The sequence below is a fragment of the Streptomyces sp. CLCI03 genome (assembly GCF_053615355.1).
Window position 1 is genome coordinate 5,725,889 of the sequence record NZ_CM132132.1, and the last position, 26,972, is coordinate 5,752,860.

At 71.5% G+C, this 26,972-nt stretch carries 17 protein-coding genes and 2 pseudogenes; 8 read left to right on the forward strand and 11 right to left on the reverse strand.

The annotated features are described in order from the left end of the window. Positions 1 to 6 precede the first annotated feature (6 nt). The 6 genes from ACWG52_RS26460 to ACWG52_RS26485 form a co-directional block, all read right to left on the reverse strand. Complete coding sequence (locus tag ACWG52_RS26460; protein ID WP_390139909.1) at positions 7 to 1,053, reverse strand: PDR/VanB family oxidoreductase; 1,047 nt, start codon at positions 1,051 to 1,053, stop codon at positions 7 to 9. Then, complete coding sequence (locus tag ACWG52_RS26465; protein ID WP_386131804.1) at positions 1,050 to 1,946, reverse strand: metal-dependent hydrolase; 897 nt, start codon at positions 1,944 to 1,946, stop codon at positions 1,050 to 1,052. Before ACWG52_RS26465 ends, ACWG52_RS26460 begins: the two co-directional genes overlap by 4 nt. Before the next feature lie 137 nt (positions 1,947 to 2,083). After that, positions 2,084 to 3,520 carry a hypothetical protein gene (locus tag ACWG52_RS26470; RefSeq protein ID WP_453126139.1) on the reverse strand — a complete coding sequence of 479 codons (1,437 nt, stop codon included), beginning with the start codon at positions 3,518 to 3,520 and terminating at the stop codon, positions 2,084 to 2,086. A gap of 179 nt (positions 3,521 to 3,699) precedes the next feature. Beyond that, positions 3,700 to 5,610, reverse strand: a complete 1,911-nt coding sequence (locus tag ACWG52_RS26475; protein ID WP_389812346.1) for a hypothetical protein — start codon at positions 5,608 to 5,610, stop codon at positions 3,700 to 3,702. Positions 5,611 to 5,730: 120 nt separating this feature from the next. Then, positions 5,731 to 6,525, reverse strand: coding sequence for a tyrosine-protein phosphatase (locus ACWG52_RS26480; RefSeq protein WP_389812343.1), 795 nt, complete (start codon positions 6,523 to 6,525; stop codon positions 5,731 to 5,733). Positions 6,526 to 6,550: 25 nt separating this feature from the next. Next, positions 6,551 to 7,138, reverse strand: a complete 588-nt coding sequence (locus tag ACWG52_RS26485) for a rhomboid-like protein (protein WP_389812340.1) — start codon at positions 7,136 to 7,138, stop codon at positions 6,551 to 6,553. Between the two features lie 153 nt (positions 7,139 to 7,291). Between ACWG52_RS26485 and ACWG52_RS26490 the strand changes: the two genes are divergently transcribed. Both ACWG52_RS26490 and ACWG52_RS26495 read left to right on the forward strand, forming a co-directional pair. After that, entirely contained in the window at positions 7,292 to 7,954 is a 663-nt protein-coding gene (locus tag ACWG52_RS26490; protein ID WP_390168766.1) for a hypothetical protein, read from the forward strand. A 63-nt stretch (positions 7,955 to 8,017) separates the two neighbouring features. Further along, the gene (locus ACWG52_RS26495) at positions 8,018 to 9,460 is read left to right on the forward strand and encodes a PepSY-associated TM helix domain-containing protein (RefSeq protein ID WP_389812334.1); all 1,443 of its coding nucleotides are present in this window, start codon (positions 8,018 to 8,020) and stop codon (positions 9,458 to 9,460) included. Positions 9,461 to 9,565: 105 nt separating this feature from the next. Here ACWG52_RS26495 and ACWG52_RS26500 read toward each other — a convergent pair whose 3' ends face one another. The 3 genes from ACWG52_RS26500 to ACWG52_RS26510 all read right to left on the reverse strand — a co-directional run bounded on the left by ACWG52_RS26500 (position 9,566) and on the right by ACWG52_RS26510 (position 15,202). Then, positions 9,566 to 10,162, reverse strand: coding sequence for a winged helix-turn-helix domain-containing protein (locus ACWG52_RS26500; RefSeq protein ID WP_389812332.1), 597 nt, complete (start codon positions 10,160 to 10,162; stop codon positions 9,566 to 9,568). 345 nt (positions 10,163 to 10,507) lie between these two features. After that, on the reverse strand, positions 10,508 to 10,837 hold the full coding sequence (locus ACWG52_RS26505) for a hypothetical protein (RefSeq protein WP_375941306.1): 330 nt from the start codon (positions 10,835 to 10,837) through the stop codon (positions 10,508 to 10,510). 99 nt (positions 10,838 to 10,936) lie between these two features. Then, the gene (locus tag ACWG52_RS26510) at positions 10,937 to 15,202 is read right to left on the reverse strand and encodes a ricin-type beta-trefoil lectin domain protein (protein WP_390139899.1); all 4,266 of its coding nucleotides are present in this window, start codon (positions 15,200 to 15,202) and stop codon (positions 10,937 to 10,939) included. 239 nt (positions 15,203 to 15,441) lie between these two features. On the opposite strand from ACWG52_RS26510, the gene ACWG52_RS26515 reads away from it, so the two are divergent. The 5 genes and pseudogenes from ACWG52_RS26515 to ACWG52_RS26535 form a co-directional block, all read left to right on the forward strand. Next, on the forward strand, positions 15,442 to 22,476 hold the full coding sequence (locus ACWG52_RS26515; RefSeq protein ID WP_453126144.1) for a polymorphic toxin-type HINT domain-containing protein: 7,035 nt from the start codon (positions 15,442 to 15,444) through the stop codon (positions 22,474 to 22,476). 11 nt (positions 22,477 to 22,487) lie between these two features. Further along, positions 22,488 to 23,063: a hypothetical protein gene (locus ACWG52_RS26520; protein WP_389812320.1), complete on the forward strand. Its 576-nt coding sequence runs from the start codon at positions 22,488 to 22,490 to the stop codon at positions 23,061 to 23,063. A 185-nt stretch (positions 23,064 to 23,248) separates the two neighbouring features. Next, complete coding sequence (locus ACWG52_RS26525; protein WP_389812317.1) at positions 23,249 to 23,407, forward strand: hypothetical protein; 159 nt, start codon at positions 23,249 to 23,251, stop codon at positions 23,405 to 23,407. 65 nt (positions 23,408 to 23,472) lie between these two features. Beyond that, positions 23,473 to 23,853 (forward strand): annotated as a pseudogene (locus tag ACWG52_RS26530) (Scr1 family TA system antitoxin-like transcriptional regulator); the annotation flags it as partial. Between the two features lie 108 nt (positions 23,854 to 23,961). Beyond that, positions 23,962 to 24,113: pseudogene (locus tag ACWG52_RS26535) on the forward strand (DUF397 domain-containing protein); the annotation flags it as partial. 105 nt (positions 24,114 to 24,218) lie between these two features. Here the strand turns inward: ACWG52_RS26535 and glnII are convergent. Continuing rightward, complete coding sequence (gene glnII / locus ACWG52_RS26540; RefSeq protein ID WP_389812315.1) at positions 24,219 to 25,238, reverse strand: glutamine synthetase; 1,020 nt, start codon at positions 25,236 to 25,238, stop codon at positions 24,219 to 24,221. Positions 25,239 to 25,433: 195 nt separating this feature from the next. Between glnII and ACWG52_RS26545 the strand changes: the two genes are divergently transcribed. Further along, positions 25,434 to 26,417 (forward strand): Gfo/Idh/MocA family protein, encoded by a 984-nt coding sequence (locus ACWG52_RS26545; protein WP_389812313.1) that lies wholly within the window; start codon positions 25,434 to 25,436, stop codon positions 26,415 to 26,417. Here ACWG52_RS26545 and ACWG52_RS26550 read toward each other — a convergent pair. After that, on the reverse strand, positions 26,410 to 26,865 hold the full coding sequence (locus ACWG52_RS26550) for a hypothetical protein (protein ID WP_389812310.1): 456 nt from the start codon (positions 26,863 to 26,865) through the stop codon (positions 26,410 to 26,412). The two genes, ACWG52_RS26545 and ACWG52_RS26550, sit on opposite strands and share 8 nt — an antisense overlap. Positions 26,866 to 26,972: the final 107 nt, after the last annotated feature.

Below are 26,972 nucleotides of genomic sequence, written 5' to 3' on the forward strand. Positions count from 1 at the left end.
GAGCGTTCACAGGTCCAGGACCAGTCGGTCCCCCTTCGCGCGCGAGACGCACAGCAGCATCGAGTCCTCGCGCTCCTGGTCCGTGAGCAGCTCGTCGCGGTGGTCCACCCCGCCCGCGAGCACCCGGTGTTGGCAGGTCCCGCAGAAACCTTGCTCGCAGGAGTACGGGGTGTCCGGCAGCTTCCGGCGCACCGCGGCCAGCGTGCTCTCGTCCGCCGCCACCTCGACGACCCGCCCCGAGCGGCGCAGTTCCACCGTGAAGGCCCGCCCCGGACCGGCCTCGCCCTCGGGGGCGAACCGCTCCAGGTGCACCGCCGCCGGATCCGCGGCCGCCGCCGTGACGGCCCGCATGAGCGGCTCCGGACCGCAGCAGTAGACCGCCGTGCCCGGTCCGGCCGCGGACACCGCGGCCAGGTCGGGCAGGCCCGTCTCGTCCTCGGGGAGGACGGACACCCGGTCGCCGTAGGGCGCGAGATCGGCCAGGAAGGGCATCGAGGCGCGCGTGCGGCCCCCGTAGAGGAGGGTCCAGTCGGCGCCCGCCGCCGAGGCGGCCCGCAGCATCGGGAGGATCGGGGTGATGCCGATGCCGCCCGCGACGAAGACGTACGAGGCCGCCGGGACCAGCTCGAAGCGGTTGCGCGGCGGGCGCAGCTCCAACTCGGCGCCCTCGACCAGGTGCGCGTGCGCCTCGCGGGAGCCGCCCCGGCCGTCCTCGATCAGCCGGATCGCGATCGTGTACCGGCCGGCGTCCGCCGGGTCGCCGCACAACGAGTACTGGCGGACCAGGCCCGAGGGCAGGGTGACGTCCACGTGCGCGCCCGGGGTCCACGCCGGGAGTTCCGGTGACTCCAGGGTCAGCCGCAGCACACCGTGCGCGGGCTCCGTCCGGGAGACGATCAGCGCACGCAGGGCCCGGCGCGGGGAGTGGCCCGAGACCGGGGTCTCCAGGGCGGGCAGCGGCCAGAGCGGGGACCGGTCGATGCGGTGCCGCAGGGCGCGCCGGGTCATCCAGGCCGCGCCCACGGCGGCCGTGACGGCGAGGGCGCGCCTCATGCCCGCACCCCGCCGTTCGCGCCGGGGGAGGCGGCGAGATAGGCCACCGCCTGGGCCGTCGAGCCCTCCTGGGAGGGGTGGTAGGTGCGGGAGAGGTACTTCGGGACGGACTTGAGCATCGCTCCCGTCGACGGGAGCACCCCCTGCTGCCCGGCCACGAAGAACTTCCCGAAGGAGGCCTTGCCGTCCACCAGGTGCGGGTCGTTCTCCATGAAGAAGCGCACCCCGCGCTGCCACAGGAACACCAGGGCCGAGAAGGCGGTCGCCCAGGTGCGGGCCCGGCGTCGGTAGGTGCCGTCGACGTGCATGAAGAGGTCGAAGGCCACCGAGCGGTGCTCGACCTCCTCCGCCCCGTGCCAGCGCAGCAGGTCCAGCATGGTCGGGTCGGCGCCCCGCCGGTCCAGCGCGTCGGCGTTCAGCACCCAGTCGCCCAGGAACGCCGTGTAGTGCTCGATCGCCGCGATCATCGCGACGCGTTCCATCAGCCACCAGTGGCGGGCCCGGCCCGGCGGCAGGGTCCGGTCGCCGAGGAGCTTCTCGAACAGCCAGTCCACCTGCGCGGTGTAGGGCGTCGGGTCGAGTCCCAGTCGCTTCAGGTGGGGGAGCACGTCGTCGTGGGCGGTGGCGTGCATGGCCTCCTGGCCGATGAAGCCGACGACGTCCGCCCGCAGTCGCTCGTCCTCGATGTACGGGAGCACCTGCTTGTAGACGTGCACGAACCAGCGCTCTCCTGCGGGGAGCAGGAGGTGCAGCACATTGATCATGTGTCCGGCGAAGGGGTCGCCGGGCAGCCAGTGGAGCGGGGTGTCCTCCCAGCCGAAGGACACGTTCCGAGGCCTCAGGTCCACGTGTTCCGACGCCACGGGGGCGGGCGCGAGCGGCGTATTAGACATGGCGTCAATGTACTGATGGGTAGGGGGGAGGAGAAGCCCCTTGCGCGGACTTCTCCGACACGGACACTGCCCGGGCGCTCGCGCACCCGGGCAGTGTCCGTGTTCGTGCCGGTGTTCCGTCGGCCGTCGGATATCGGCTACCGCTTGATGTGGCCGGTGGAGAGCGCCCACTCGCGGTTGAGGGTGCCCAGCGGGATCTTCCGCTCGAAGAGGGGCGTACCGAACAGCGACAGCTGGAGCTGGAGGTTCCCGCTCAGGTCGAAGCCGCCGTACAGCGCCCAGGCGCCCTCCAGGGAGGTCTTGCCGTCGCTGGACGCGGCCGCTTTGATGTCGCCCTCACCGCGCACGTACGGGGCGAAGTCCGCGGTGACGCCGACGGCTCCGTAGAGACCGACGGACGCCTCGGCGCCGATCGCGCCCTTGACCTTCCCAGCGGCGGTGACGCTCGCCTTGACCGGCGTGCTCTTCACGTTCGAGGCGCTCACCGGGGTCCACCCCTTGCCCGAGGCGTAGCTGCCGCCGACCTTGAAGTCGCCCTTGACGTCCTGCTGGACCTCGACGGTCACACGGCCGTCGGCCTCCACCTGGATGTAGCAGGTCAGGTCGAGGTTGACGACGACCGGCACCGGGCCGACCTGGATGACGGGCGAGCTGTGGAGCTTGGCGAACGGGATCCGCTTGGGCGCTCCGGTGCTCGCGGCGGCGCGGCCCTGGAGCTTCCACTGCGAGGACCAGTCGCCGCTCATGCCGAGGAAGGCGCCGCGCGGGCCGGGGGCCCCACCGGCGCTGCCGTCGTACGCGAACTCGACCTGCGGGGCGAGCTGGACGAACCCGGACACCGAGGCGCCGGCCGAGGCGGGCGCGTCCGGGGCGGTGTCCACGGCGGCGTTCACGTCGAGCCGCAGGTTGCCGAGCGGCAGCTTCGCGCCCTCGGGGCCGAAGGTCAGGCCCGGACCCTTGGCCCAGGAGAAGGTGACGCCCTTCGTCAGGGGTACGACGGTGACCGCCGCCGGGTCCACGGGGACCTTGCCGTCGGCCTTGTCCTCGCCCAGGACGGCGGCCAGCGTGGTGGCGGCCGTCTTGACCTCGGTGCCCTGGTCGGTCTTGCCGACGACCTCGGTGACCTTGGCGAGCAGACCCGCGGGGGCGCCGGGGGCCGGTGCGCTGGCGATGACGTCGCCGACCGCGACGGGCTTGTCGGCCTCCGGGGACTTCCCGGTCTCCGGGGACTTCCCGGTCCCGGACGACGTGCCGGGGGCGGGCGAACGGCCCGGCGTCTGCGCGCCCTTGGCGATGACGGCCCGGCCGGTGGCCTGGTCGTAGGAGGCGACCTTCAGGGCGGACTTCTCGGTCCTGCCCTTCCCGTCGGCCCGGGCCACGGCCGCGGGGGTGGACGTCCCCTGCGGGGCCGCGGCCACGTCGAGCTGCTGCGAGGTGCCGTCGGACGAGGGGGTGACGGCGGCGGGGGCGGCCGGTTCGGCGGCGCCGGTGTGGGAGGTCGAGCCGCAGCCGGTGGCGGTGAGGGCGAGAGCGGTCAAGCCGGGTATGAGGAGGCGTCGGGCGAGCGTGCGCACGTGGGGAGACCTTCGGGTGGGGGAGGGGTGTTGAGGGTTACCGCGTGGTAACCGGAATCCGATCATGCCATGTGTCGCCCGCGACCGTCATGTCCGGATCCCGCCAACTACCCGACAGTTTCTGACTGTTGAAGCTTCACTCACCCGTGAGGGATGCGAAGGCCAAGGCGTCCACGCTCCTAGCGCAGCACGCCCGCCTTCGTCCCGTCCGTCAACTTGCCCGACAGGTCCACCTGCGCGCCCGCGGGCGCCTTCACCGCCAGCCGGTTGCCGTTCGCCGAGCCGTTCACCCCGCCGCCCGACACCGACAGCGAGGCGAACTGCGCGCTGCCCGCCGCCAGTACGTACCACTGGCCCGCCCGCGACTTCCACAGCACGCCCGCCAGCACCCGCGGTTCCCGGGGACCGCACGCCGCCGACCCCTCCGACCGGGCCGCCTGCGCCGCCGTCGCGGCACCCGGGGCCAGGAACTGTGCCTGCACCCGGTCCGCCGCACCCTGCCAGGTCTCGGCCCGCGTGCAGAGCCAGGCCGCCGTCCCGTCACCCTCCGGCAGGGGCTGCTTCGCGTACGTCCACGCGTTGACCGTGCGGACCCCGTGCGAGCGGACCGCCGGCAGCAGGCACGCGATCCTCGACCAGTCCCCGAGCTCCGCCGCCTCCGTCACATCGCGCTCGGCACCCGGCGCGCCCGACGTCAGCCGGGCCGGCGTCAGTTCACCGAGGTCGGTGATCAGCCGGGTGGCGCCGTCGCCCGTCAGGGCCAGCGCGTTCCAGCTCGTACAGGTGCCCGCCGGCGCGGGGCCCGCCACCGGCGGGGTCACCCCGTCCGGGGTCGGCTTCAGCGTCACCACCGGGGCGGTGGGCTTGAGCAGGTCCCGCAGGGCCGCGCCCGTCACCCAGGGGGCGGTGAGGTAACGGACGTTGCCGTCGACCCGGCTGAGCACCAGCGCGGTCGCGGTGTCCGCCGAGGCGCCGTCGGTCCGGGCGAAGTCGAGGGCGGCGCCCGCGGTCCCGGTCCGCGGTTCGGCGTAGCGGACCACCCGTAGGCCGTCGTACATCAGGACCACGACGGCCTGGTCCACGGCCCCCGCGAACAGCAGCTGCGCCGGTCCCATCGGCGGCCCGGCGGGCGTGCCCGGCGTGGCCGAGGTGACCACCGACGGACCGGGCCGGGCCCACACGGCGAGCGCCCGGCGCAGCAGCTCCGTGTCGCCGGCCCGGTCGCCGCGGGCGGGCCAGGTGGAGAAGTCCGTACGGGAGGACGCGCGCCAGAGGGTGGGCGCGGCCCGGACCAGCTTCCCGGGATCCAGGGCCTGCTCGGCCACCGCGTTGCGCGAGTACAGCGGGGCGGCGGCTCCGTCCGAGCCCCAGCCGCCACCCGGCAGCGCGAGCAGCGCCCCGCACACGGCGAGCGCCGCCCCGGCGGCCAGCGCGGCCCGCCCCAGACGGCGCCGCCGCAGCAGATCGGTGGGCCGGGCCTGGAGCACGCACGGGTCGAACTCGGGGGAGGCGAACAGCGCGTCGTTCGCCGGATCCCCGGACTCCCGGGCCGCGGCGGCCGGATCCGGAACCCCGGCCTCGTCGAGCACCCGGAGCACCTCCGGCTCCGAAAGCCGCTCCAGCGCCCGCAGCACACAGGCGGCCCGGCCCGGCCCGTCGAGGGTGGCCAACCACTGGTCGAGAGCCAGCTCCTCGGCCCCGCCCGAGCGGGGGAACAGTCGCAGCCCCCACACCTGGGGCAGCAGCGGCGGGAGCTGCGCCCGCCTCGGCAGCGCCCGGAACGTCAGCGGAATTCCCGCCTCCAGCGCGGCGCGCAGCACGCGCAGCCGGACGTACGCGTACCCGGAGTCGTCCGGCCCGCCCCGCTGCCCCGGGACCCCGCCCTGCACGGCGGCCGCGGCCGCGGCCGCATCCCGCCGCCCGCGCGGCAGTGCCCGCTGGACCAGCGAGTGGGCGGTGAGCACCCGCCGGTTGCGGCCGAGGGAGGGCGGCAGCACCAGATAGGCCAGCCGCACCAGCCGGGGGTAGTGCTCGACGATGGCGGCCTCGGCCTGCTCGACGTCCGGCGGCACGGGAGACACGGGAGGCATGGAGCGGGTGGCGGTATCCGGCGCAGTCACGTTCAGCAGAACGAGCGAATCGTCGGATGGTCACCGATCCGGGCCCCGGCCGGGGGCCGCACGGGGCTGCGGGGTGTGCGGGGTGCGGGGTCAGACCACCAGACGGGCGCGCAGCGCCTCGACCGTCTCGTCGGCGACGCCCAGACCCTCACGCACGTACTTCTCCATCGAGCCGTACCGCGTCTCGACCTCGTCCAGTGCCGCCCGCAGGTAGGAGGGGAAGACGCCGATCAGCGCGAGCGCGATGTCCGGGTCGCCGCCGGCCGCCGTGAAGCCCTCGATCATCGGGGCGAAGGCCTGCTTGACCGCCGGATTGACGGACAGGTACTCGGCCATCAGCGTCTCGTCGTCCGCGCCCAGCAGCGCCAGGACGATCGTCGCGCCCCAGCCGGTCCGGTCCTTGCCCGCCGTGCAGTGGAACAGCAGCGGACCCGCGTCGGGGTCGGCCGCCTCGGTCAGCAGCATCCGGTACGCGGCCTGCGCGGAGCCGGAGTGCACGAAGGACCGGTAGGTGTCGGCGAAGAGGGCCTGCGCCCGCCCGCCGCCCAGATGCTCCTCGGCCACGGCCGGGTCGGACAGCAGGTCCTTGAGCTGCACCGCGGCGGGCATCCTGGCGGAGTTCAGCTTGTCGGCGAGGACGTCGCCGATCAGGACCCGGGCCCCGGCGGGTATCCGGTCGGGGTGGTCGGCGCGCTCGGCGTCGGTGCGGAAGTCGATGACGGTACGCAGGCCCAGCGCGGCCACCACCGGGTCGGCGTCGAGGTCGAGCCGGTCGAGCTGGCCGGAGCGCAGGAGCAGGCCCGGGCGGACGGTACGGCCGCCGGAGAGCGGGGTGCCGCCGAGGTCGCGGAGGTTGGCGACGGTGGTGGACGGGGTGGCGGTCATCGTGGCAGCTCCTGCGTGGTGTGGTTCATGCAATTTTCTGATGTTTCGTCCCGGAAAGGCAATCGAGAGCCAGGGAGACCCCGACCCCCACCCCGAGCGCGGCCAGGTGCCCGGCGTCCGTGAAGGTCCGCCCGCGCCGGACCACCGGCGCGGCCGCGAGGGCCAGCAGCCCCACCCGGGCGGCCGTACGGACCGCTCCGCGCGGCAAGGCCGAGGTCAGCGCGCCGAGCACGGCGTTGAACCCGTAGCTCGTGCCCACGTCCACCGCGCGCCGGGTCCGCTGATCGGCCGTGCCGCGCAGGGCGCCGTACACGAGGAGGGTCGCCGCGGCGTGCCCGAACAGGAACACCGCGGCCGTCCACCAGGCCCCGTGCGCGTACTCCGCGTAGCCGAGGACCGCGACGAGCAGCAGCGCGTAGGGCAGGGGCATGGGCTCCTCGACGACGAGAGCGCTGCTCAGCAGCGTGTCCCAGCGTCCGGCGGCGAGGTTGTCGACATTCGTCGAGCAGTCCCGCAGCAGTCGCTCCCGCTCGACCTCCCCGGTGCGCTCCAGGGCGTAGGCCCCGAGCTGCACCCCGCCGGCGTACACCGCTCCCCACGGAATTGGATTCATCTACTCATGATCGGATAAGCCCCTGGCGGGAACCGAGGCACCCCGTGCGAACATGTCCCGGCCATGTTCGAATCATTCGCGCCGATGCGCGCCACGCGAGCCGCAATCTTCGCGGCGATGTGCGTCGCCCTGGGCGCGATGGGGCATTCGTTCATGTCCGGAACCGATATCCCCTTCTTCGCCCTTATGGGTGCTTTCGGGGTGACCGGTGGGTTCGCCTGGTTCGCCGCCGGACGGCGGCGGGGCCCCGTGGGCATCACCGCCGCGGTGCTCTCCGTGCAGGGAGTGCTCCACCTGGTCTTCTCGGGGAGTGCGGCGGCGAAGCCGTTCGCCGCTCCCGCCCCGATGCACGGCCACCACCCCGTGCCCGCCGCGGACGCCGGCGCGATGGCCGCCGAAGCCCCCGGCTCGGCCGACATGGCCCACATGGCGGGCACCACCGGGACGGCGGGCGCCACGGGTATGGCCGACATGGCCGACATGGCCGGTCACGGTGGCGCCGGAATGATCGCCGCCCACGTGCTCGCCGCACTGCTCTGCGCCGCCTGGCTCGCACGCGGCGAGGCCGCCGTCTTCCGGCTGGCCAGGGTCCTGGCCACCGCCGCGCTCCACGCGGCCCGACCGCTCGCCCGCGCGCTCGCCCTGGTCCGGGCACGGGTGGCCGCCCTACCGGCTCGGCCCGTCCTCCCCACCCCGTACGAACGGCCGCGCCGCCTGCGCGGAGCCGTGCACGCGCATGCCGTGGTGCGCCGCGGGCCGCCCGGACGCGTCCCGCTCCCGCGTTTCACGGCCCCCGGCCGGCCCGCCCACGCCTGACCTGGCGTAGCGGCGAGACCTGGGGCCCGACTCCCCATGTCTTCGCCAACACCTAGGATCCCCATGTCTCTTGACGAGGCTCAAGACGTCCGCACCCCGGACGCCGAACCGGCCGCTACGGCCAAGAACCGCGGCAGCGGCTGGGCCGCCGTACGCCCCCTGCTCCTGCGCATGCACTTCTACGCGGGCCTGCTCGTCGCCCCGCTGATCTTCCTCGCCGCCGCCACCGGGCTGCTCTACGCCGTCTCCTGGCAGGCCGAGAGCATCATCTACTCCGACGAACTGACCGTCGCCCGCGTCGGCGAGAGCGCCCTGCCGCTCAGCGCCCAGGTCGACGCGGCCATGGACGCCGCCCCCAAGGGCGAGGTGGTGTCCGTGTGGCCCGCCCCCGACACCGAGGCCACCACCCGGGTGATCATGGAGAGCCCGGGCCTTCCCGAGGGCGAGACCCTCACCGTCTTCGTCGACCCGTATACGGCCGAGGTGCGCGGACAGCTCGCCACCGTCGGCGACGCGCTGCCCCTGCGGGCCTGGCTCAGCGAGTTCCACTCCAGCCTCCAGCTCGGAGAGTTCGGCCGGAACTACAGCGAGCTCGCCGCGAGCTGGATGTGGGTGGTCGCCCTCGGCGGACTCGCCCTGTGGATCGGCCGCCGCCGCAAGCGCAAGGCGCAGCTCGTCCTCCCGGAGCGGGGGGCCACCGGCCACCGCCGCACCCTGTCCTGGCACGGGGCCGTCGGCCTGTGGGCCGTCGCCGGACTCGTCGTCCTCTCCGCCACCGGCCTGACCTGGTCGAAGTACGCCGGCGAGAACATCGGGGAGCTCCAGGACAGCCTCGGCGGAGCCACCCCCGCCGTCTCCGCCCAGCTCGGCGCCGGGGCGGACACCGGCTCCGACGAGCACGCCGGGCACACCATGCCCGACGGCACGCAGATGGCCCCGCCGCCCGCACACACCACCGACGTCGGCATCGACAAGGCCGTGGACGCCGCCCGGGCCGTCGGCGTCACCGAGGCGCTCCGCGTGACCCTGCCCGCCAAGGGCAAGGGCTACGTCATCAAGGAGCAGGACAAGCTGGTGCCGGTGCACCTGGACTCGGTCGCCGTCGACCCCGCCGACGCCCGCGTCATGGACGAACTGCGCTTCGCCGACTACCCGGTCCTCGCCCAGATGACCCGCTTCGGCATCGACCTGCACATGGGCACGACCTTCGGGCTCGTCAACCAGATCGCGCTCGCCGCGCTCGCCGTCGCCGTCATGTTCCTCATCTTCTGGGGCTACCGCATGTGGTGGCTCCGCCGGCCCACGAAGGACCGCACGCTGTCCGCCGGCCGCGCGCCCTCGCGCGGCGCCTGGCGCAAGCTCCCGGTGACGGTGCTGCTGCCGGTGGCCGCGGTGACCGCGCTCATCGGCTGGTTCGTCCCGCTGCTCGGGATCAGCCTGGTCGTCTTCCTCGCGGTCGACGTCCTGCTGGGCTTCGTCGCGAGCCGCAGGGCCGAGGCCGCGTAGGAGCCGCGCGACGGCTCGTTCGCCGACCGACGGTGGGCCCGTACTCCCCAGGGGAGTACGGGCCCACCGTCGTCAGGTCGTCAGGTCGTCAGGTCGACCGGTGGCTCAGGGGGCGTACTTGTAGCCGACCCGGCGCACCGTCTGGATCGTGGCGCGGTGGGAGGCGCCCAGCTTGCGGCGCAGCCGGGCGATGTGGACGTCAACGGTCCGGCCGTCGCCGACGTGCCCGTAGCCCCAGACGGTGGTGACCAGCTGGTCCCGGCTGTGCACCCGGTGCGGGTGCTGCACCAGGTGGGCCAGCAGCTCGAACTCCAGGTACGTCAGGTCGAGCACCCGGCCGTCGACCTCGGCGGTGCGCTGCGCCGAGTCGATCCGGACCCGGCCGTCCCCCGGACCGGCCGGGGCGGAGGTGGCGGGGGGCGACGCGACGGCGGCGGCCACCGCCTGCGGGGCGAAGGCGACCGGGGGCTGGTGGTCGGCCGGGACGAGCACCAGGTAGCCGATCATCGGCGGCTGACCCGGCAGCGTCGGCAGGGTGTGCTGGGGCGCGGGCAGCCAGGTGGCACCCGGCGGCAGGAGGTCCACCACTCGGGCCACTTCGTCCCGGTCGACGGAACGGAGCCGGTGGCGCGGACTGGGGGGATAGGTCAGGGGAGAGGTCGCAGCGGTGGCGGCGGAGGAGAGGGAGCGGGTGTTCGCCATGAGTGGTCAGCTCTTTCACGCGGAGAGGTCGGCAGGAGACGTGCGTACGTCGTCGATGTCGATACCGCGCAGACCGAAGGCCTCGGGGAAGGTCGGACAGGTGATCCCGGGGCTTTAGAGGGCCGGCGCGTTCTTCGCGCGGCAACACTCCCGGTCGTAATCGTGATCCTGACGGGACGGCCAGAAAGGCTCGAGGTCGCTGCGACCGTTCGAGGTGTGCGAGTGGCTGGCCATGGCGCCATTCAAGCAGATGTCATGTCTCCAGGGCAGATCCCGTCTCACAGCGTGGATCGAAATCTCACATGCCGAGCCCACGTCCCTGTCAATCCCGGACAAAGCCGACCCTCAGTCGAGGTGCAGCGGCTGCCACCCCGGCCCGACGTCCCAGCCCTTCTCCTGACGGGCCCAGCGCGCCATGACCTCCACCACCTCGGCCGCCGTGGGCAGATACGCCTGGAAGTGCCGCTCCGCGGACCCGTCCCGGTGCTCCAACTGGTAGTCGGCGCCCGCGTCACGCCAGACCTGTATGTAGACGTCCGGGTCCTCGACGATCCGCTCGACGACGAGGAAGTGGTCGCCGTCCGCGCCGATGCGCTCCACCAGTTCGGACAACATGCCGAGCGCGGGGCGTTCGTAGGACTCGCCGCGCTCCGTCTGGATCTTGATCGCCAACATGGCCACACCGTCCCACACACCACTGACAACGCCCGCCGGGCCACAGGGGCTCGGCGGGCGTCGGTGACCCGTCCCATACGAGGGATCAGGGATCAGGGATCAGGCGATGCTGGACAGCCAGCGCTGCGCGGTGGTGGCGTTGCAGTCGTGGATCTGGAGCTGGTTGCCGTTGTCGATGCGCCCGCCCGGAACGTCCAGGCACCGGCCGCTGGTGGGGTTGTAGAACCCGCTGGTGGCGGTCGGCAGCCACTGCTGGTTCCACGCGCCGGGCGCGCAGGTGAACAGGATGGCCTTGGTGCCGTTGACCATGCCGCCGCCCTGGATGTCGACGCACTTACCGGCGATCCGGAGTTCGCCGGCCGCGGTCACGTCGAACTTCTGGGCCACGCCGCCGTTGGCGTCGTTGCAGTCCCAGAGGTGGATGCGGTTGCCGTCCTGGTTGCCGCCGTTGTCGTTGTCGGCGCACTTGGCGCTGTTGAGCGCGGAAACCAGCTTGGTGCCGGCCGCGGTGGGGACCCTGGAGTACGGGTAGAACGCGAGGTTGCTGACCCGGCCGTCGAAGTAGCTGTTCGGAGCACCCTGGTAGCGGTAGTTGCCCACGGTCAGTGCGCCGGTGGCGTTCCAGGCGTTGGCCTTGGCGTGGTAGCCGGTGCCGGCGAGGGTGCCGTTGACGTAGAGGCCGATGAAGCCGGTCGTGGCGTCATAGGTGGCGGTCAGCTGGGTCCAGGTGCCGAGCTGCACCTTGGCCGCTTCGTTCATGGTGATGGTCTGGTCGTAACTCCAGTTGTCGTCGTCCTTCTGGGACATCGCGAAGCGCCAGGTGCCGCCGTCGTTCTTGTCCGGCCACAGGATGAACCCGCTCGACCGGCTGCCTGCCTGGCTGAGGGCCACTCCGCCGAGCGCGTCGGCCTTGGTCCACGTCGACACGGTGAAGCTGCGCGTGGTGTCGATGGCCGGTCCCGCTCCGAGGGCCGTGCCGGCGGTGCCGTTGAGGTCCAGAACCTTGCCGGGTGTGCCGGCGACGGTGTCGTCGGCCCAGGTGGCGCCGGTCGCGCTGAGGGTGAGCGGGCTGCCGCCGCGCACATCGGCGGCGGTGGTTCCGGTGGTCTCGTCGAGCTTCCAGTGGGCGGTGGAGATGCGGGCGTCGCCCATGACGTTGCGGGTGGTGAAGGTGGTGACCTTGCTGCCGGTGGTGACGCCGTTCCAGGTCAGCAGGCTCTGGTTGGCGGTCAGGGCCCACAGGTCCGGGACGCCGTCGCCGCTCGTGTCGCCGGAGGAGCCGACGACCGGGTAGCCGGCGGCGGTGACGCCGGTGCCGATCTGGGTGCGCTTGGTGTGGTCGCCGAGAGCGCCGGGGTTGCCGCGTTCGTTGGCGTACTGGTAGATCGCACCGGTGGTGTTGTCCCGGGCCCACAGGTCCGGCAGGCCGTCACCGGTGGCGTCGCCCGGGGCGATCAGGGTGAGGTTGTCCCACCCGGAGTTGCTCAGCACGAGGACGATCGGGTCGGCCAGCGTGCCGGTGGCCCCGGTGCCCTGGAAGAGCAGCAGACGGCTGCCGGTGCCGTCGGTCTCGATGGTCAGCAGGTCGTTGAACGGGGTGACGCCGTCCTCGGGCCGGGCGTCGCCGACCGCCAGGATCTGCTTGACCCGGCTCCAGTTGGTGGCGTACTCGCTGCCGCAGGCCTCGCCGGTCGTCACGACGGTGCAGGTGAACAACGGCGGGCGCTTGACCGTCAGCGCCTTGGCGGCGTTGTAGTACAGGCCTCCGTTGGCCGCGAGGCCGCCCTGGGTGAGGGAGTTGCGGTACAGCTTGAGCTGCCCGTCCCGCCAGGCCCACAGGTCGTCGATGCGGATGCCGTTGCCGCCGCGGTGGCTGGTCAGGGTGCCGTCGCCCCAGCCCTTGCCGCCCGGGCTGTTGGCCACGTTGGAGGCGATGACCCCGCCGGCGGACGGGTCCACGGCGGTCGGATAGACCACCAGGTCGCCGGTGGCGGTGGGGGCGATGAAGTCGACGCGCTCGTCGCCGGTGATGTCGCCGAGCGTGGTCTTGGCGTTCGGGTTGTCCGGGACGTAGAAGGTGTACGTCTGCACCTGGGAGCGGTTGCCCGCCTTGTCGACGGCCTGCACGCGCAGGACGTTCGTACCCCAGGTGGTCGGCGTCAGGTTGATCGAGGCGCTGCCGTCCGCGGCGGCGCTGACCGTGTTGGCACCGCCGACCGGGATGGTCGAGTTGAACGCCCACTCGTAGGAGACGACGCCGCTGTGGGCGTCGGTCGACTTCAGGTTGAAGCCGCCCTGCTGGCCGATCGACTTGGTGGAGCCGGGCAGCGTGCCCGACGGCGGGTACTCGTTCGAGGTGACGACCGGGACGGACGGCGGCTGGGTGTCGATGCTGAACTTGCAGTTCGACGTGGCCCAGGCGGAGGACATGTCGCCGTCGCCGCCCTGGACCTTCCAGTAGTAGGTGTGGCCGTCGGAGAGGTTGCCCGGCCACGCCCACAGCCAGTGGGTGCCGTTCGCCAGGCCGGTCCAGCCGCTGTCGTAGACGAGGGCGTCACCGTTGGCGTCGTGGACGTAGAAGTGCGCGTCGTTGGGCTGGTTGTCCGGGTCGCCGATCCAGGCGCCGATGCCCATGCCCGGGTAGCCGGTCGCGCCGATCCAGCCGCAGTGGCCGGGGCCGGACGGGTTCTGCGGGGCGGGGGTCGTCACCAGGTCCCACGGGGTGAACGGGGCCCGGTTGTACTCGATGTAGAAGAACGGCAGCTTGCTCTTGTCGCGCGTGAAGCGCTTGAAGGAGTTGTTGCCACTGGTCTTCGACTCGTTCGAGGCGAAGAGCGCGTAGGTGACGTTGCCGCGCCAGGCGTTGCCCGCCAGGTGGTCGCGCACGTCCCACTCACCACGGGTGGTGGAGCCGGAGCAGCCCGGGCCGCCGGCGCTGTTCATCGAGGTCGTCCGCAGGACCTCCCAGTCGCGGGGCTGGGTGCGCCAGGTGATGTTCGACAGCAGCGGCTCGGTGGAGTGCAGGTCCACGTTGTAGCTGTTGGAGCAGGTGGCGTCCGCCGCGTAGGACTGAGTGGCGTTGAAGGAGGCCTTCTTGATGCTCTTGTCGCCCAGGTCGCCGGTGTCGAGCTGGACGTAGTAGCGCTCGATGCCGGTGCGGGACTGCCAGCGCTGGTAGCCGACACCCGGGTCGTACTGGTCGCCGTAGTCGTCGTAGTTGACGGTGTCGGGGTACGCCTCCTGGACCCACGCCCAGTGCTGGGTACCGCGGCTGGTCGGCTGCCAGGCGGGGTCGATGTAGACGGGGTACGCCGTGGACGCGTCCTTCAGGAACGACTGGTCCGGGGTCAGGGCCACGGAGTCCTGGCCGAGTTCGGTCCGCAGCTCGGAGACCTTGGCGTGCGAGCCGGGACCGTCGCTGTCGGAGGCCGGCTTGGCCTTGGCCGCGTCCGCGTCGGCCTGCTGCGGCGCGGTGGAGCGGGCCAGCCGGGAGAACTTGGGGGTGCCGGCCGCGGGCGTGGCCGGGACGGCCGCCTCGGCGCCGGAGTCCCACATGGTGGGGGCCGGGGCGTGGAAGACCGTACGGCCGGAAGCGTCGGCGGCCTTGAGGTTGCCGCCGCCGTCGGCGCTGACGTTCACGCCGTCGCCCTTGAGCCCCATGGTGAGCTTCGTGAGCTTGGGGTGCCGGGCCGCCTCGGCCGACTTCACCACCAGGATCTGCGAGATGCCGCCGGATGCGTCGGCGGTGACCTTCAGGTCGGTGCCCGGAGCGACCTCCGGGTACGTGGCGGCGGCGCCGTCGAGCACCGGCTTCGGCAGCGACTCCGGCCAGGTCAGCTCAAGCTTCTTGCCGTCCTGGTCGAGCGTGGCCAGCGGCGCGTTGCCGCCGCCGGACAGCGTCAGACCGCTCGTGGTGGCCTTGGGGCGCAGCCGGCCGTCGGACGACGCGGAGAGCGTGGCGTCCAGGTCGACCCAGGTGCCGCCCTTCCTGGTACGGACCGGGGCCACGCTGCGGGTGAGCCCGAGGGTCCCGTCCGGATTGGCGACGACGGTGTCGGTCTCGTTCGTCGCGGCCGCGACGGGCACCGGCTTGCCGGTGCGCTTGGCCTCGGCGAGCGCGGCGTCCTCGGCCTTCTCCTTCGCGGTGAGCGGCCGCTGAGGCGGCGTCGTCGGCGTCGTCGGCGTCTGCGACGTCGACCGGCCGGCGTTGGGCGTGCCCGAAGCGCTCGGCGCCGGCGCGGCCTTGCTGCCCTGCGTTGCCTTGCTGCCGGACGCGTTCGAGCTGCCGGACGCGCTCGGGCTGCCGGACGCGCTCGGGCTCGGTGCGGCGTACGCGGGCAGCGCGCCGACCATGCCTACGGACAAGGCAAGGCTGACGAGACCCGCGAGCGCGGCCGGACGGCCCCTGCCCCGCGTTCTCTCTGTGCCCCCCATGTGGACCCCCAATTGGTGCTGTGGCTCGATGACTTGTGGCGCTGCACGATCGAAAGTGAGAGCGATCACTCTGCGCCATGGCGGATCATACGGTGACCTAAAGCTGACCTAAAATGCGCCCACAAAGATCGTAAAGATCTTCATGTTGACAATTCATTGGGGGGCGTGCCGTGTTGGCACCGTCTGAATTGCGCGCGTGGGGGAGACGTACCGTCCTCGCGCGCCGCACCACCGTGGGCATAGGCGTCGCGCTCGCACTGATCCTGGGCTCCGGCCCGGCTCAGGCAGCCGACTGGAAGCCCAAGGACACCCGGCGCTGGGCGCCGGAGAAGCTGAAGAAGACCGACTCGGTCACCGGAAAGAACGCCGCCAAGTCGGCTGCAGCGGCGGCCGCCTCCAAGGAGCGCGGCGACGGCACCGGGACCTTCAAGCCCCGCGACGTGGTCTGGCCGGCGGCTGGTCAGGCCAAGGTGGACCTGAACGCGGCACCGCCCGCGCCGCCGTTGGGCGCCCGCTTCCTGACCGGTGCCCGGTCGGCCGTTCCCGCCGCACCGGTGGCCGAGCCCAGCCGCGCCGGCTCGGCACCCGTGTGGGTCGAGGCCGCCGACCGCGCGCGCTCCGGCAACGCAGGCCCGCGCACCGGCAAGGCCGCGGTCACCCTGGCCGACAAGAAGGCCGCCGAGAAGGCCGGAGTCCAGGGCCTGCTGCTCGCGGTCAAGTCCGCCGAGGGCACCGAGAAGGGCGCCCCGGTCAAGGTCTCGGTCGACGTCTCGCACATCGCCGGCGCCTTCGGCGGCGACTGGCTCTCCCGCGCCCGGCTCGTCGAGCTGCCCGAGTGCGCGCTCATCACGCCCGACCGCCCCGAGTGCCAGAAGCAGACCCCGGTGGCCACCGTCAAGGACGGCGACCGGCCCGGCCTGCTGAGCGCCGAGGTCTCCCTCAAGGCCGACGGCCCGGCCGCGGACGCCACCCGCCTCAACGCCGCCGCGGGCGGAGCGACCGTACTCGCCGCCTCCGCCGCGCCCGGCGGCAGCGCCGGCACCTACGGCGCCACCAGCCTCGCCCCCTCCGGCTCCTGGAGCCAGGGCGGCAGCACCGGCGGCTTCTCCTGGACGTACCCGATCGACGTCCCGGACGGCCTGGGCGGCACCAAGCCCAGCATCAGCCTCTCGTACAGCTCGCAGTCGGTCGACGGCCGCACCGCGGCGACGAACAACCAGGCGTCGTGGATCGGCGAGGGCTGGGACTACACCCCCGGCTTCGTCGAGCGCACCTTCAAGCCCTGCTCCAAGGACGGCCAGAAGGACTCCGGCGAGCAGTGCCTCGCGGGCCACAACGCCACCATCTCGCTGAACGGCAAGTCCTCCACCCTGGTCCGCGACGACACCTCCGGCACCTGGCGGCTGGAGAACGACGACGCCTCCAAGGTCGAGAAGCTCACCGGCGCCACCAACGGCGACAACAACGGTGAGTACTGGAAGGTCACCACGGCCGACGGCACCCAGTACTACTTCGGCGTCGGCCGCAAGCCGGGCAGCTCGACCGCCCCGGCCACCAAATCGGCCTGGACCACCCCCGTGTACGGCAACAACGCCGGCGAGGAGTGCAACAAGCCGACCTTCGACGCCTCCTGGTGCATGCAGGCCTACCGCTGGAACCTCGACTTCGTCGTGGACCCGCGCGGCGGCATGATCACCCACTGGTACGACACCGCGACCAACTACTACAAGCGCGGCGTCTCCGAGGCCACCCCGACGGGCACCCTCACCTCGTACACCCGTGGCGGCAACCTGGCCAAGACCACGTACGGCTCGAAGCTGACGGACGCGGACACGGTCAAGCCGACCGCGCAGGTCCTCTTCACCACCGCCGAGCGCTGCCTGCCCGACGCGAACTTCGACTGCGCGTCGGCCAAGCTGACCAAGGCGAACGCCGCGAAGTGGCCGGACGTCCCGTTCGACCAGAACTGCGCCTCGACCGGCACCTGCGAGAACTACTCGGCGACGTTCTGGACCACCAAGCGCCTGACGAAGATCACCACCCAGGTGCTCAACGCCGCCGGCAGCGGCTACGACGACGTCGACTCGTACGCGTTCACCCACGAGTTCCCGAATCCGCAGGACCAGACCGCGCCCGCCCTGTGGCTGGCGTCGATCCAGCGCTCGGGCCACGACGGCGCGACGAAGCTCACCACCCCGGCGATCACCTTCACCGGCCGGCTGATGAACAACCGCGTCGACTCCAGCGGTGACAACAAGCCCGCCATGAACCGGCGCCGCATCGTCTCCGTCACCGCCGAGACCGGCCAGGTCACGGACGTCGGCTACGCCGACCCCGACTGCACCCCCGGCACGGGCCTGCCGACCTCCCAGGACGGCAACACCACCCGCTGCTACCCGGTCTACTGGAACCCGGACCCGAAGAGCCCGAACGACCCGACGCTGGACTGGTTCCACAAGTACGTGGTCAACCGGGTCACCGAGATCGACCCGTTCGGCGGCTCCCGTCCGCAGGAGACCCGCTACGAGTACGTCGGCGGCGCCGCCTGGCACCGCGACGACGAGGAGACCACCGAGGACAAGCAGCGGACCTGGAACCAGTTCCGCGGCTACGAGCAGGTCGTCACCCGCGCGGGCACGGCCCCGGACGTGGTCTCGAAGTCGGCGGCGTTCTACCTGCGCGGCATGGACGGCGACACCAAGGCCGACGGCAGCAAGCGCTCCGCCACCTTCACGGGCATCGCCGGCAACACCGTCAAGGACAGCAACCCGCTGGCCGGCAGCGTCCGCGAGACCCAGACCTTCGCCTCCGACGGAGGCGAACTGGTCTCCGTATCGCAGTCCGAGCCCTGGCTCTCGCCGGTCACGGCGACCCACAGCCGCGGCACGAAGCTGCCCGCACTGACCGCGCAGATGCTGCGCAACGGCTCCGCCAAGGACAAGGCGCTGCGCGCCGACAAGACCTGGCAGAGCACGTCGAAGACGGCGACGTTCGACAACACGTACGGCATGCCGGTGTCGGTCCTGGACCGCGCCGACGGCCTGCCGGACATCTGCACCACCACCTCCTACGCCCGCAACACGGGCGCCTGGATGATCGACCGCGTCTCGGAGACCGTCCAGGTCCAGGGCGACTGCGCCACCACGGCGTCGGAGTCCAACACCCTGGGCCGCAGCCGCACGTACTACGACGCCCAGCCCCACGGCACCCTGACGGGCGCGGGCCAGGTCACGAGCACGGAGGAACTGGACCGCTTCGAGGGCGGCCAGCCGAAGTTCTCGCTGAACTCGACCGTCACGTACGACGCCTACGGCCGCGTGACGACCGCGACGGACGCGGCGGGTGCGAAGACGACGACGGAGTACATCCCGTCGACGCTGTTCGCCCCGACGAGCATCAAGGTCACCAACGCCAAGGGCTGGTCGACGACGTCCACGTACCACCCGCTCCGGGAAACCCCGGTGAAGGTGGAGGACCACAACGGCCAGACGAGCGAGCAGGCAATTGACGCCCTGGGCCGCGTCACGGCGATGTGGAAGCCGGGCCGTGCCCGCAGCGATGCGGCGAACGTCGTGGTCGAGTACGACCTGACCAACTCCGGTACCAGCTCGGTCACGACCAAGACCCTCCGTGCGGACGAGTCCTACGCCACCAGCATCGAGATCCTCGACGCCTTCGGCCAGACCGTCCAGACGCAGAGCGTCACCGCCAACGGCGGGACCGGGCGCATCATCAGCGACGCCATCTACGACAGCTACGGCCGGCCAGTCAGGACCAACGCGCCGTACTTCAACAACACCTCCACCGAGCCGGTCAAGACCCGGTTCGTCGCCAACGACAACACGGTCCCCAGCCAGAGCACCGTCGTCTACGACGGCCTCGGCCGGGCCGTGACAGAGATCTTCTCCTCGAAGGCCGTGGAGCAGTGGCGCGGTACCATTTCCTACCCGGGCGTGGACCGCACCGACTTCACCCCGCCCAAGGGCGCCATCGCCACGAGCACCCACACCGACGCACGTGGTCGCACGGTGGAGAAGCGGCAGTACAAGGCGGGCAGTACCACCGGCGAGTACGACGCGACACGCTATGCGTACGACACCGAGGGTCAGCTGACCCAGGTCACCGATCCGGCCGGTAACGCCTGGAAGTACGGCTTCGACCTGCACGGGCGCCAGACCCGGTCCGAGGACCCGGACAAGGGTGCGACCACCACCACCTACGACGCCGCCGACCGTCCGGTTTCCGAGACCGACGCCCGTGGTGTCACCACGTTCACCAGCTACGACATCCTGGGCCGCCCGACCTCCCGCAACCTCGGCGCGGTCGACGGCACGAAGATCGCCACGTTCGACTACGACACTCTGGTCCCCGGCCTGCCGACGGCCTCGACCAGCTGGGTCGACGGCAAGCCGTGGCGCCAGGAGGTAACCGCCTACGACGACGCGTACCGGCCCATCGGCAGCAAGCTGACCGTACCCGCGGGCGAAGGCGCGCTGAGTGCCTCGTACACCACGTCGGCGTACTTCGACCCGATCACGGGTGAAGCCGACTTCACCGAGCAGCCGGCCGCAGGCGGCCTGCCCAAGGAGCGGCTGTACGTCGGCCGCAACGTGAACGGTCTGCCGGTCTCGCTCGGCACCAGCTCCAGCACCTACGTCAACTTCACCGACTACGACGAGCTGGGCGAGGTCCAGCGGACCACGCTGGGCGCCGTTCCCAAGCAGGTCGTCCTGACCCAGGTCGTCGACCCGGCCACCGGCCGCCTGCTGCGCACCACGCTCGACAAGGAGGACGCGGCCGGCTCGGTCGACATCACCGACTACACCTACACCCCGGCCGGTGACATCACCTCCGTCTCCAGCCAGCAGGGCGGCGTGCGTGACACGCAGTGCTTCACGTACGACCACCTGCGCCGGATGACCCGTGCGTGGACCGACACCGGTACCACCACGACCCAGCCCGGCCCGTCCGTCCCCGGCATCGGCGGCTGCACCAACACGGCGCCGCAGCCCGGCAAGGTCGGTGGCCCGGCCCCGTACCACCAGTCGTTCACGTACGACGTCACCGGCAACCGGACGTCGGTCACCGACCACGACCCGGCCGGCGACGCCGCCAAGTCCACGACGAACACCAACACCTTCCCGGCCCCGGGCCAGCCGCGCCCGCACGCCCCGACCTCCACCAAGAAGCAGACCGGCACCGGCCCGGTCGTCACCACCAACTCCACGTACGACGAGACCGGCAACACGCTGACGCGTCCGGACGCCGCGGGCAACACCCAGACGTTCACGTGGACCCCGGACGGGAACCTGGCCTCGGCGAAGACGAGCACGGGTACGTCCACGTACGTCTACGACGCCGAGGGCAACCGCCTGGCCCGCAAGGACCCGGGCAAGACCACCCTCTACCTGGGCTCCACCGAGCTCACTCTGAACACCGCGACCAACCAGGTCACGGGTACCCGCTACTACGAGACTCCGGGTGGCGCGACCGTCGTCCGGACGTCCAACGGCACGCTGTCCTACGTCGGCGTCGACCACCATGGCACCGGCACCACGGCGATCGACGCCACGACCCTCCAGGTCCAGCGCCAGGCCACCAAGCCGTTCGGTGAGGACCGCGGCGCGGAGCCGGCGTCCTGGCCGGGCGAGCGCGGGTTCGTGGGCGGCACCGAGGACAAAGCCACCGGCTTGACCCACCTCGGGGCACGCGAGTACGACCCACGCACGGGCACGTTCCTGTCGGTCGACCCGGTCGTCGACCCGACCGACCCGCAGCAGCTCCAGGGCTACCTGTACGCCAACAACAGCCCGATGACCTTCTCGGACCCGGACGGCCTCTTCTGGGGGGCGATCAAGAAGGCCGCCAAGAAGGTCGGCGGGGCCATCAACAAGTACGGTCACACCGCGCTCGACGTGGCCGGCATGATCCCGGTCATCGGTGAGGCGGCCGACCTGGTCAACGGCGTCTGGTACGCCGCCCAGGGCGACTGGAAGAACGCGGCGATGTCCTTCGCCTCGATGATTCCGGTCGCGGGCGCGGCCATCGCCGGTACGCGCCTCGCGGCGAAGACCATCAAGTACGCCACCAAGTACACGAGCAGGGTCAGCAAGGCGTCCCCGGTCCGCAAGGTGGCTGGGTGGACGTCCCGTTCGGGGCCGAGGGCCGGCGCCGGCAAGGCGGGCGGCGGCAAGTCCGGCTGGTCGTCGTCCGGCAGCTCGAAGAAGCTGTGGTCGGGCAAGGGTTCCGGCGGCAAGCCGGCCAATTCGGGCAGTCGCCGAGCGGCGTCGAGCCCGGGGTGCAAGACCGGTAACAGCTTCGTTCCCGGCACGCAGGTCCAGCTCGCGGACGGCACGCAGAAGCCGATCGAGAAGCTGGAGAACGGCGAGAAGGTCCTCGCGGCCGACCCGGAATCCGGTCGTGTCGAGGCTAGGGAAGTCACCGCCGTCATCACCGGCGAGGGCGACAAGAACCTGGTCGAGATCACGGTCGCCACGGCGGATGGCAAGACCGAGTCCGTCACGGCTACGGATGGGCACCCCTTCTGGCTGCCCGAGCGGCAGGAATGGGTCGACGCGACCGAACTGCAGCCCGGACAGTGGCTGCAGACCTCAGCCGGGACCAAGGTCCAGATCACTGCGGTCAACCGCAGCACCCAGAAGCAGCGTGTCTACAACCTCACGGTTGACGAACTCCACACGTACTACGTGCTGGCGGGCGCTGCCGCAGTTCTGGTCCACAACTGCAACGAAGCGATCGCCGCGCAGCTCAAGGCGCGTGTCGACACCCTGCACAAGGGTCTCGCCGCTGGCGCCCAGGGCAGGCGGTCCACCGCGATCATCCGTGCTGTCGACTCCGACGGCGTCGCGCACGATGTCGTGGGGTGGAGCGGTGACGCGGCACGAGGTCTGGATCGAAAGATCAGGGACAATCTCAGCGGTAACGAAGTGATGGCCGACAAGTTCGACGGCGATGCCGAGATGACTGCAATGGCCTTCATTCGAAAGAACAACTGGACTCCCGTCGCAGGTGCCGCGAACCGGCCTGTGTGCCCGTGGTGCCAGAATTCACTGTTCGAACCGTTCAGTGCCACAGTGGGCGCAGCCCGGCTGGTCGGTCCTTTCTCGCTCACTGCTATCGGCCGCATCCGGTCTGCCCAGATCGGTGGCAGACTGACCGGTCGGAGCCAATTCGTCTGGGACTGACAGGGGTAGCAATGTTCGATGATGCACACGCGAAGAGTTCGATCGAGGCGATCGACCCCTTCCAGCGGGGCCGGGTTGCGACTGCCTGCCTGGTCCGCGTGACTGGCCTGTTGGCCGACGAACGGGTGCAGTCCGAGTACTCTGAGGTCGCTGACCTGGTGGTACGGATCAAGGACCTGGCAGTCGTCCGCTCCGGAGGGACGCAGACGGCTGCTACGCCGGAACTTGAACACGGACTGCGCGAATTCCTCGGACCGCGCGACGAACCGTACGAGGAACTGCCTGGCGTCGGAGCCTGGGTCATGGACATCGCTTCCATGGCTGATTGCGTGCTCGACGTCTGGTCCGACCCTTCGGTCAGTTCTGAGAAGTGCTTCGAAGCAATGGCTGGCGGCTACTCGATCACGGGATACCTGGAGGACGATTCGGATGCCACCGATGTCCCCGATCTGGCCGATGGTGAATTCCGGAAGCAGATGGGCGATGTTGAGGCTGTTCGAGACGGCGCTGCATGGGACAACGTGATGCGGGAGTCACTGGAACTCGCCCAGGCGTACGTCCAGTGGTTCCGCCACGTACCCGTATGACGTGTGGCCGGCTTGTAGGCCGCACCTGAACACCGGATGAAGGAGGAGGCCGGCTGCGCGAGCAGCCGGCCTCCTGTCGTTGAGTGCCATGTGACTCAAGCCGGCCAGCCGGGTCACGGTGGGTGGCCGGAGCGTCCTACGCTGGTCTTCCGGTACGGGCTGCACGGACGAGGGCGGATCAGCCGATGAACGACCTGTCACCACGCGAAGAACGCCCCGCGCCCCCGGTGGAGGCGGACGGGACGGCCCACCTCTTCCGGGCCCTGGGCAAACTGATCAAGACGCTGCGCGAGCTGATGGGGATCACCCAGAAGGAGCTTCGCGCAGCGGATGCACGTGAGTGAGGACCTGATCGGGGCCGTCGAGGGGGGCGTGCGGCTCCCGCAGCCGGACTTCCTGCAGCGGGCCGATGCGGTGCTGGAGGCCAGGGGCTGCTGCTCGCCTCCGTCGAGGACGTCCGCGAGGCCCTGAAGAAGGCCAGGACCCGGCACCCCGATTGGTTCCGCCGATTCGCCGACGCCGAGGCGGACTCCCAGGCCCTCCATCACCACGAGGTTCAGGCGCCCTGCCCGGCCTGCTCCAGACCGAGGCCCACGCCCGGGCCGTCCTCCGTTACTGCCGTCCGCTGCTGGACGAGGAGACCATCGAGAGGCGTGTCTCGGACCGACTGTCCCGCTAGGTGATCCTGGATCGTGGGCCGGTCCCGACCTTCAGCTTCGTCCCGGAGGAGGCCGTGTTGCACCGCCGCATGGGCGGCACCGCAGCGCATCGTGGGCAACTGCGTCACATCCTGGCCGCCGGGAGCCGCCGTACGGTCCATCTCCAGGTGATGCCGATGGACTGCGACAAACCCCAGCCATGGAGGGCTCGTTCACCCTGCTCCCTCCCAAGGGGCGTCAAGAGCAGCTATAGCGGCGGCGAGGGCGGCAACTGCGTCGAGGTGGCCGCGTGCCCCGGTGCGGTCCACGTCCGGGACTTCAAAGTTCCGGACGGCCCCGGTCGGCGCTGTCGCCGGAGGCCTGGTCCGTCTTTCTGGGGCACGCGGTGTGACCTGAGCCGTGGGCGCCGCCGTGAACGTCCTGCGCGACACCACGCGGGCCGCCCGACGGCACCGACGTGCCCTCGGGCGGCGGGGCGGCCCGTCTCTTGCGGGGCCTAGACCAGGCCTTCCTTCTCCAGGCCCGTGCAGCAGGTGTCCGTGATGAGGCGGGTCACCACGTACGGGTCCACGTTCGCGTTCGGGCGGCGGTCCTCGATGTAGCCCTTGCCGTCCTTCTCCACCTGCCACGGGATGCGGACCGAGGCGCCGCGGTCGGAGACGCCGTAGCTGAACTCGTTCCACGGGGCGGTCTCGTGCAGGCCCGTCAGGCGCTCGTCGATGCCGGCGCCGTAGTTCTTGACGTGGTCCAGCGGCTTCGAGCCCTCGCCGAGCGCCTCGCACGCGGTGATGATGGCGCGGTAGTCCTCGCGCATCGCCTTCGTGGAGAAGTTGGTGTGCGCGCCGGCGCCGTTCCAGTCGCCCTTCACCGGCTTCGGGTTCAGCGTCGCGGAGACGTTGAAGTCCTCGGCGGTGCGGTAGAGCAGCCAGCGCGCGATCCACAGCTGGTCCGAGACCTCCAGCGGGCCGACCGGGCCGACCTGGAACTCCCACTGGCCGGGCATGACCTCGGCGTTGATGCCGGAGATGCTCAGGCCCGCCGCGAGGCAGTGGTCCAGGTGCTTCTCGACGATGTCGCGACCGAAGATCTCGTCCGAGCCGACACCGCAGTAGTAGCCGCCCTGCGCGGCCGGGAAACCGTTCACCGGGAAGCCGAGCGGACGGGTGCCGTCGAAGAAGGTGTACTCCTGCTCGATGCCGAAGATCGGCTCCTGGCCGGCGAACTTCTCGGCGATCGGACGCAGCAGCGCGCGGGTGTTCGACTCGTGCGGGGTCATGTCGATGTTCAGGACCTCGCACAGGACGAGGACGTTGTCGCCGCCGCGGATCGGGTCCGGGCAGGAGAAGACCGGGTTGAGCACGCGGTCGGACGCGTGGCCCTCGGCCTGGTTCGTGCTCGATCCGTCGAAGCCCCAGATCGGCAGCGCGTCGCCGTCCGCGAGGATCTTCGTCTTGGAGCGAAGCTTCGCCGTCGGCTCGGTGCCGTCGATCCAGATGTACTCAGCCTTGTAGCTCACGGGCCCCATCCTCAGACTCTGCGGGTGCTGCTGGTCGCTGCTTCATCGCTGCGGTGATGACCGCAGCGTGCCCGCCCGCGATTTCCCTTCCGTTGCCCATGTGTGAACCCCGTGTTACCGAGGTTTGCACCGCAGGTCGGCCGGGTTGTGCGGGTTGGTGACGGCGCGCCCGTCCGGGTGGGGCAGACTGACCACGTGAGCATTTCGTCGGATATGAACTCCACCGAGGGCCGCTTCCAGGGCGCCGCCGAACGCGTCGCCGCCGGAGCCACCGATCAGGCCCCAGCAGGCCGCCGCCCCAAGGTCGGACTGCTGGGCACCGGCCCCTGGGCGCACCGCACCCACGCCCCCGCCCTCGCCGCGCACGCCGGCTCCGACTTCGTCGGGGTGTGGGGCCGCCGGCCCGAAGCCGCGGCCGAGCTGGCGCACGAGTACGGCGTGAAGGTGTACGAAGACCCCGACGAGCTGTTCGCCGAGTGTGACGCCGTGGCCTTCGCCCTGCCGCCCGACGTACAGGCCGCCATGGCCGTCCGCGCCGCCGCCGCGGGATGCCACCTGCTCCTCGACAAGCCCGTCGCCACCACCGTGGAGGACGCCCGCGCCGTCGCCGAAGCCGCCGCGCGCCACGGGGTCGCCTCCGTCGTCTTCCTCACCCTGCGCTTCGCCGAGCCCACCGCGAGCTGGGTCGAGGAACAGGCCGCGCGCTCCGGCTGGTTCACGGCCGCCGCCCACTGGCTCGGCGCCGTCTTCCCGCCCGACGGAACACCCAGCGCCTACGCCGACTCGCCCTGGCGCAAGGCCAAGGGCGGTCTGTGGGACGTCGGCCCGCACGCCCTCTCCGTCCTGATCCCGGTCCTCGGCGAGGTCACCGCCGTCAGCGCCACCCCAGGCCCCTCCGACGTGGTCCAGCTCGCGCTGCGCCACACCTCCGGCGCGGCCAGCACCGCCGTACTCAGCCTGGGCGCGCCGCGCGCGGCCGCCGGGGTGGGACTCGAACTGCGCGGCACCGAAGGCGTGCACGAACTGCCCGGCTGGAGCGACGTACCGGGCGCCTACGGGCGCGCCCTGGACGCGCTGCTCACCGCGGCCCGGACGGGCGTGCCGGATCCGCGCGGGGCGGAGTTCGGCGCCCGGCTGACGGAGATCCTGGCCGAGGCGGAGGCGCAGCTCCCTACTTGATCACCGCGTTCGCCACGATGATGGCCAGGCCGATCGTGGCGTCCGCCATGCCGATCGCCAGGGCGGCCACGATCAGCGGCCACTCGTTCCACAACGCCACCCCCAGCAACCGCCACCGCTGCACGGCGGAGTCCCGCAGGTGGGCGGCCATGTGGTGCGAGTAGCCGTGCGCGAGCCCGGCGGTCGCGGCCGTCACGAGCACCCAGCTGGCGTCGTAGTACGGGGTGAACGCCTCCCCCTTCTGGTGCAGCGCGGCCAACAGAGCACTGGCCAGAACCGTTCCGTACACCCCACCGAACATCCAGTCGGCCCCCCGCCGCGAGCCCTCGCCGGGGAGGCGGAGCGGCGGTGGCGGGGCCGGGGCCGGGGCCGGCGTCGGGATCGGTGTCGGGGTCGGTGTCGGCGGGGTGGGGGCCGGTCGGCCGTACGGCTGCTGCTCCTCGTTCACGACGGGTCCTTTGATGCGATACGTCCTCTTTATTACTCCGGCCACCCTAGGGGGTGGGAGATGGGGGCGAGATGAAGAGGGGCGGGCGGATCGGTGGGGGCGGGGCC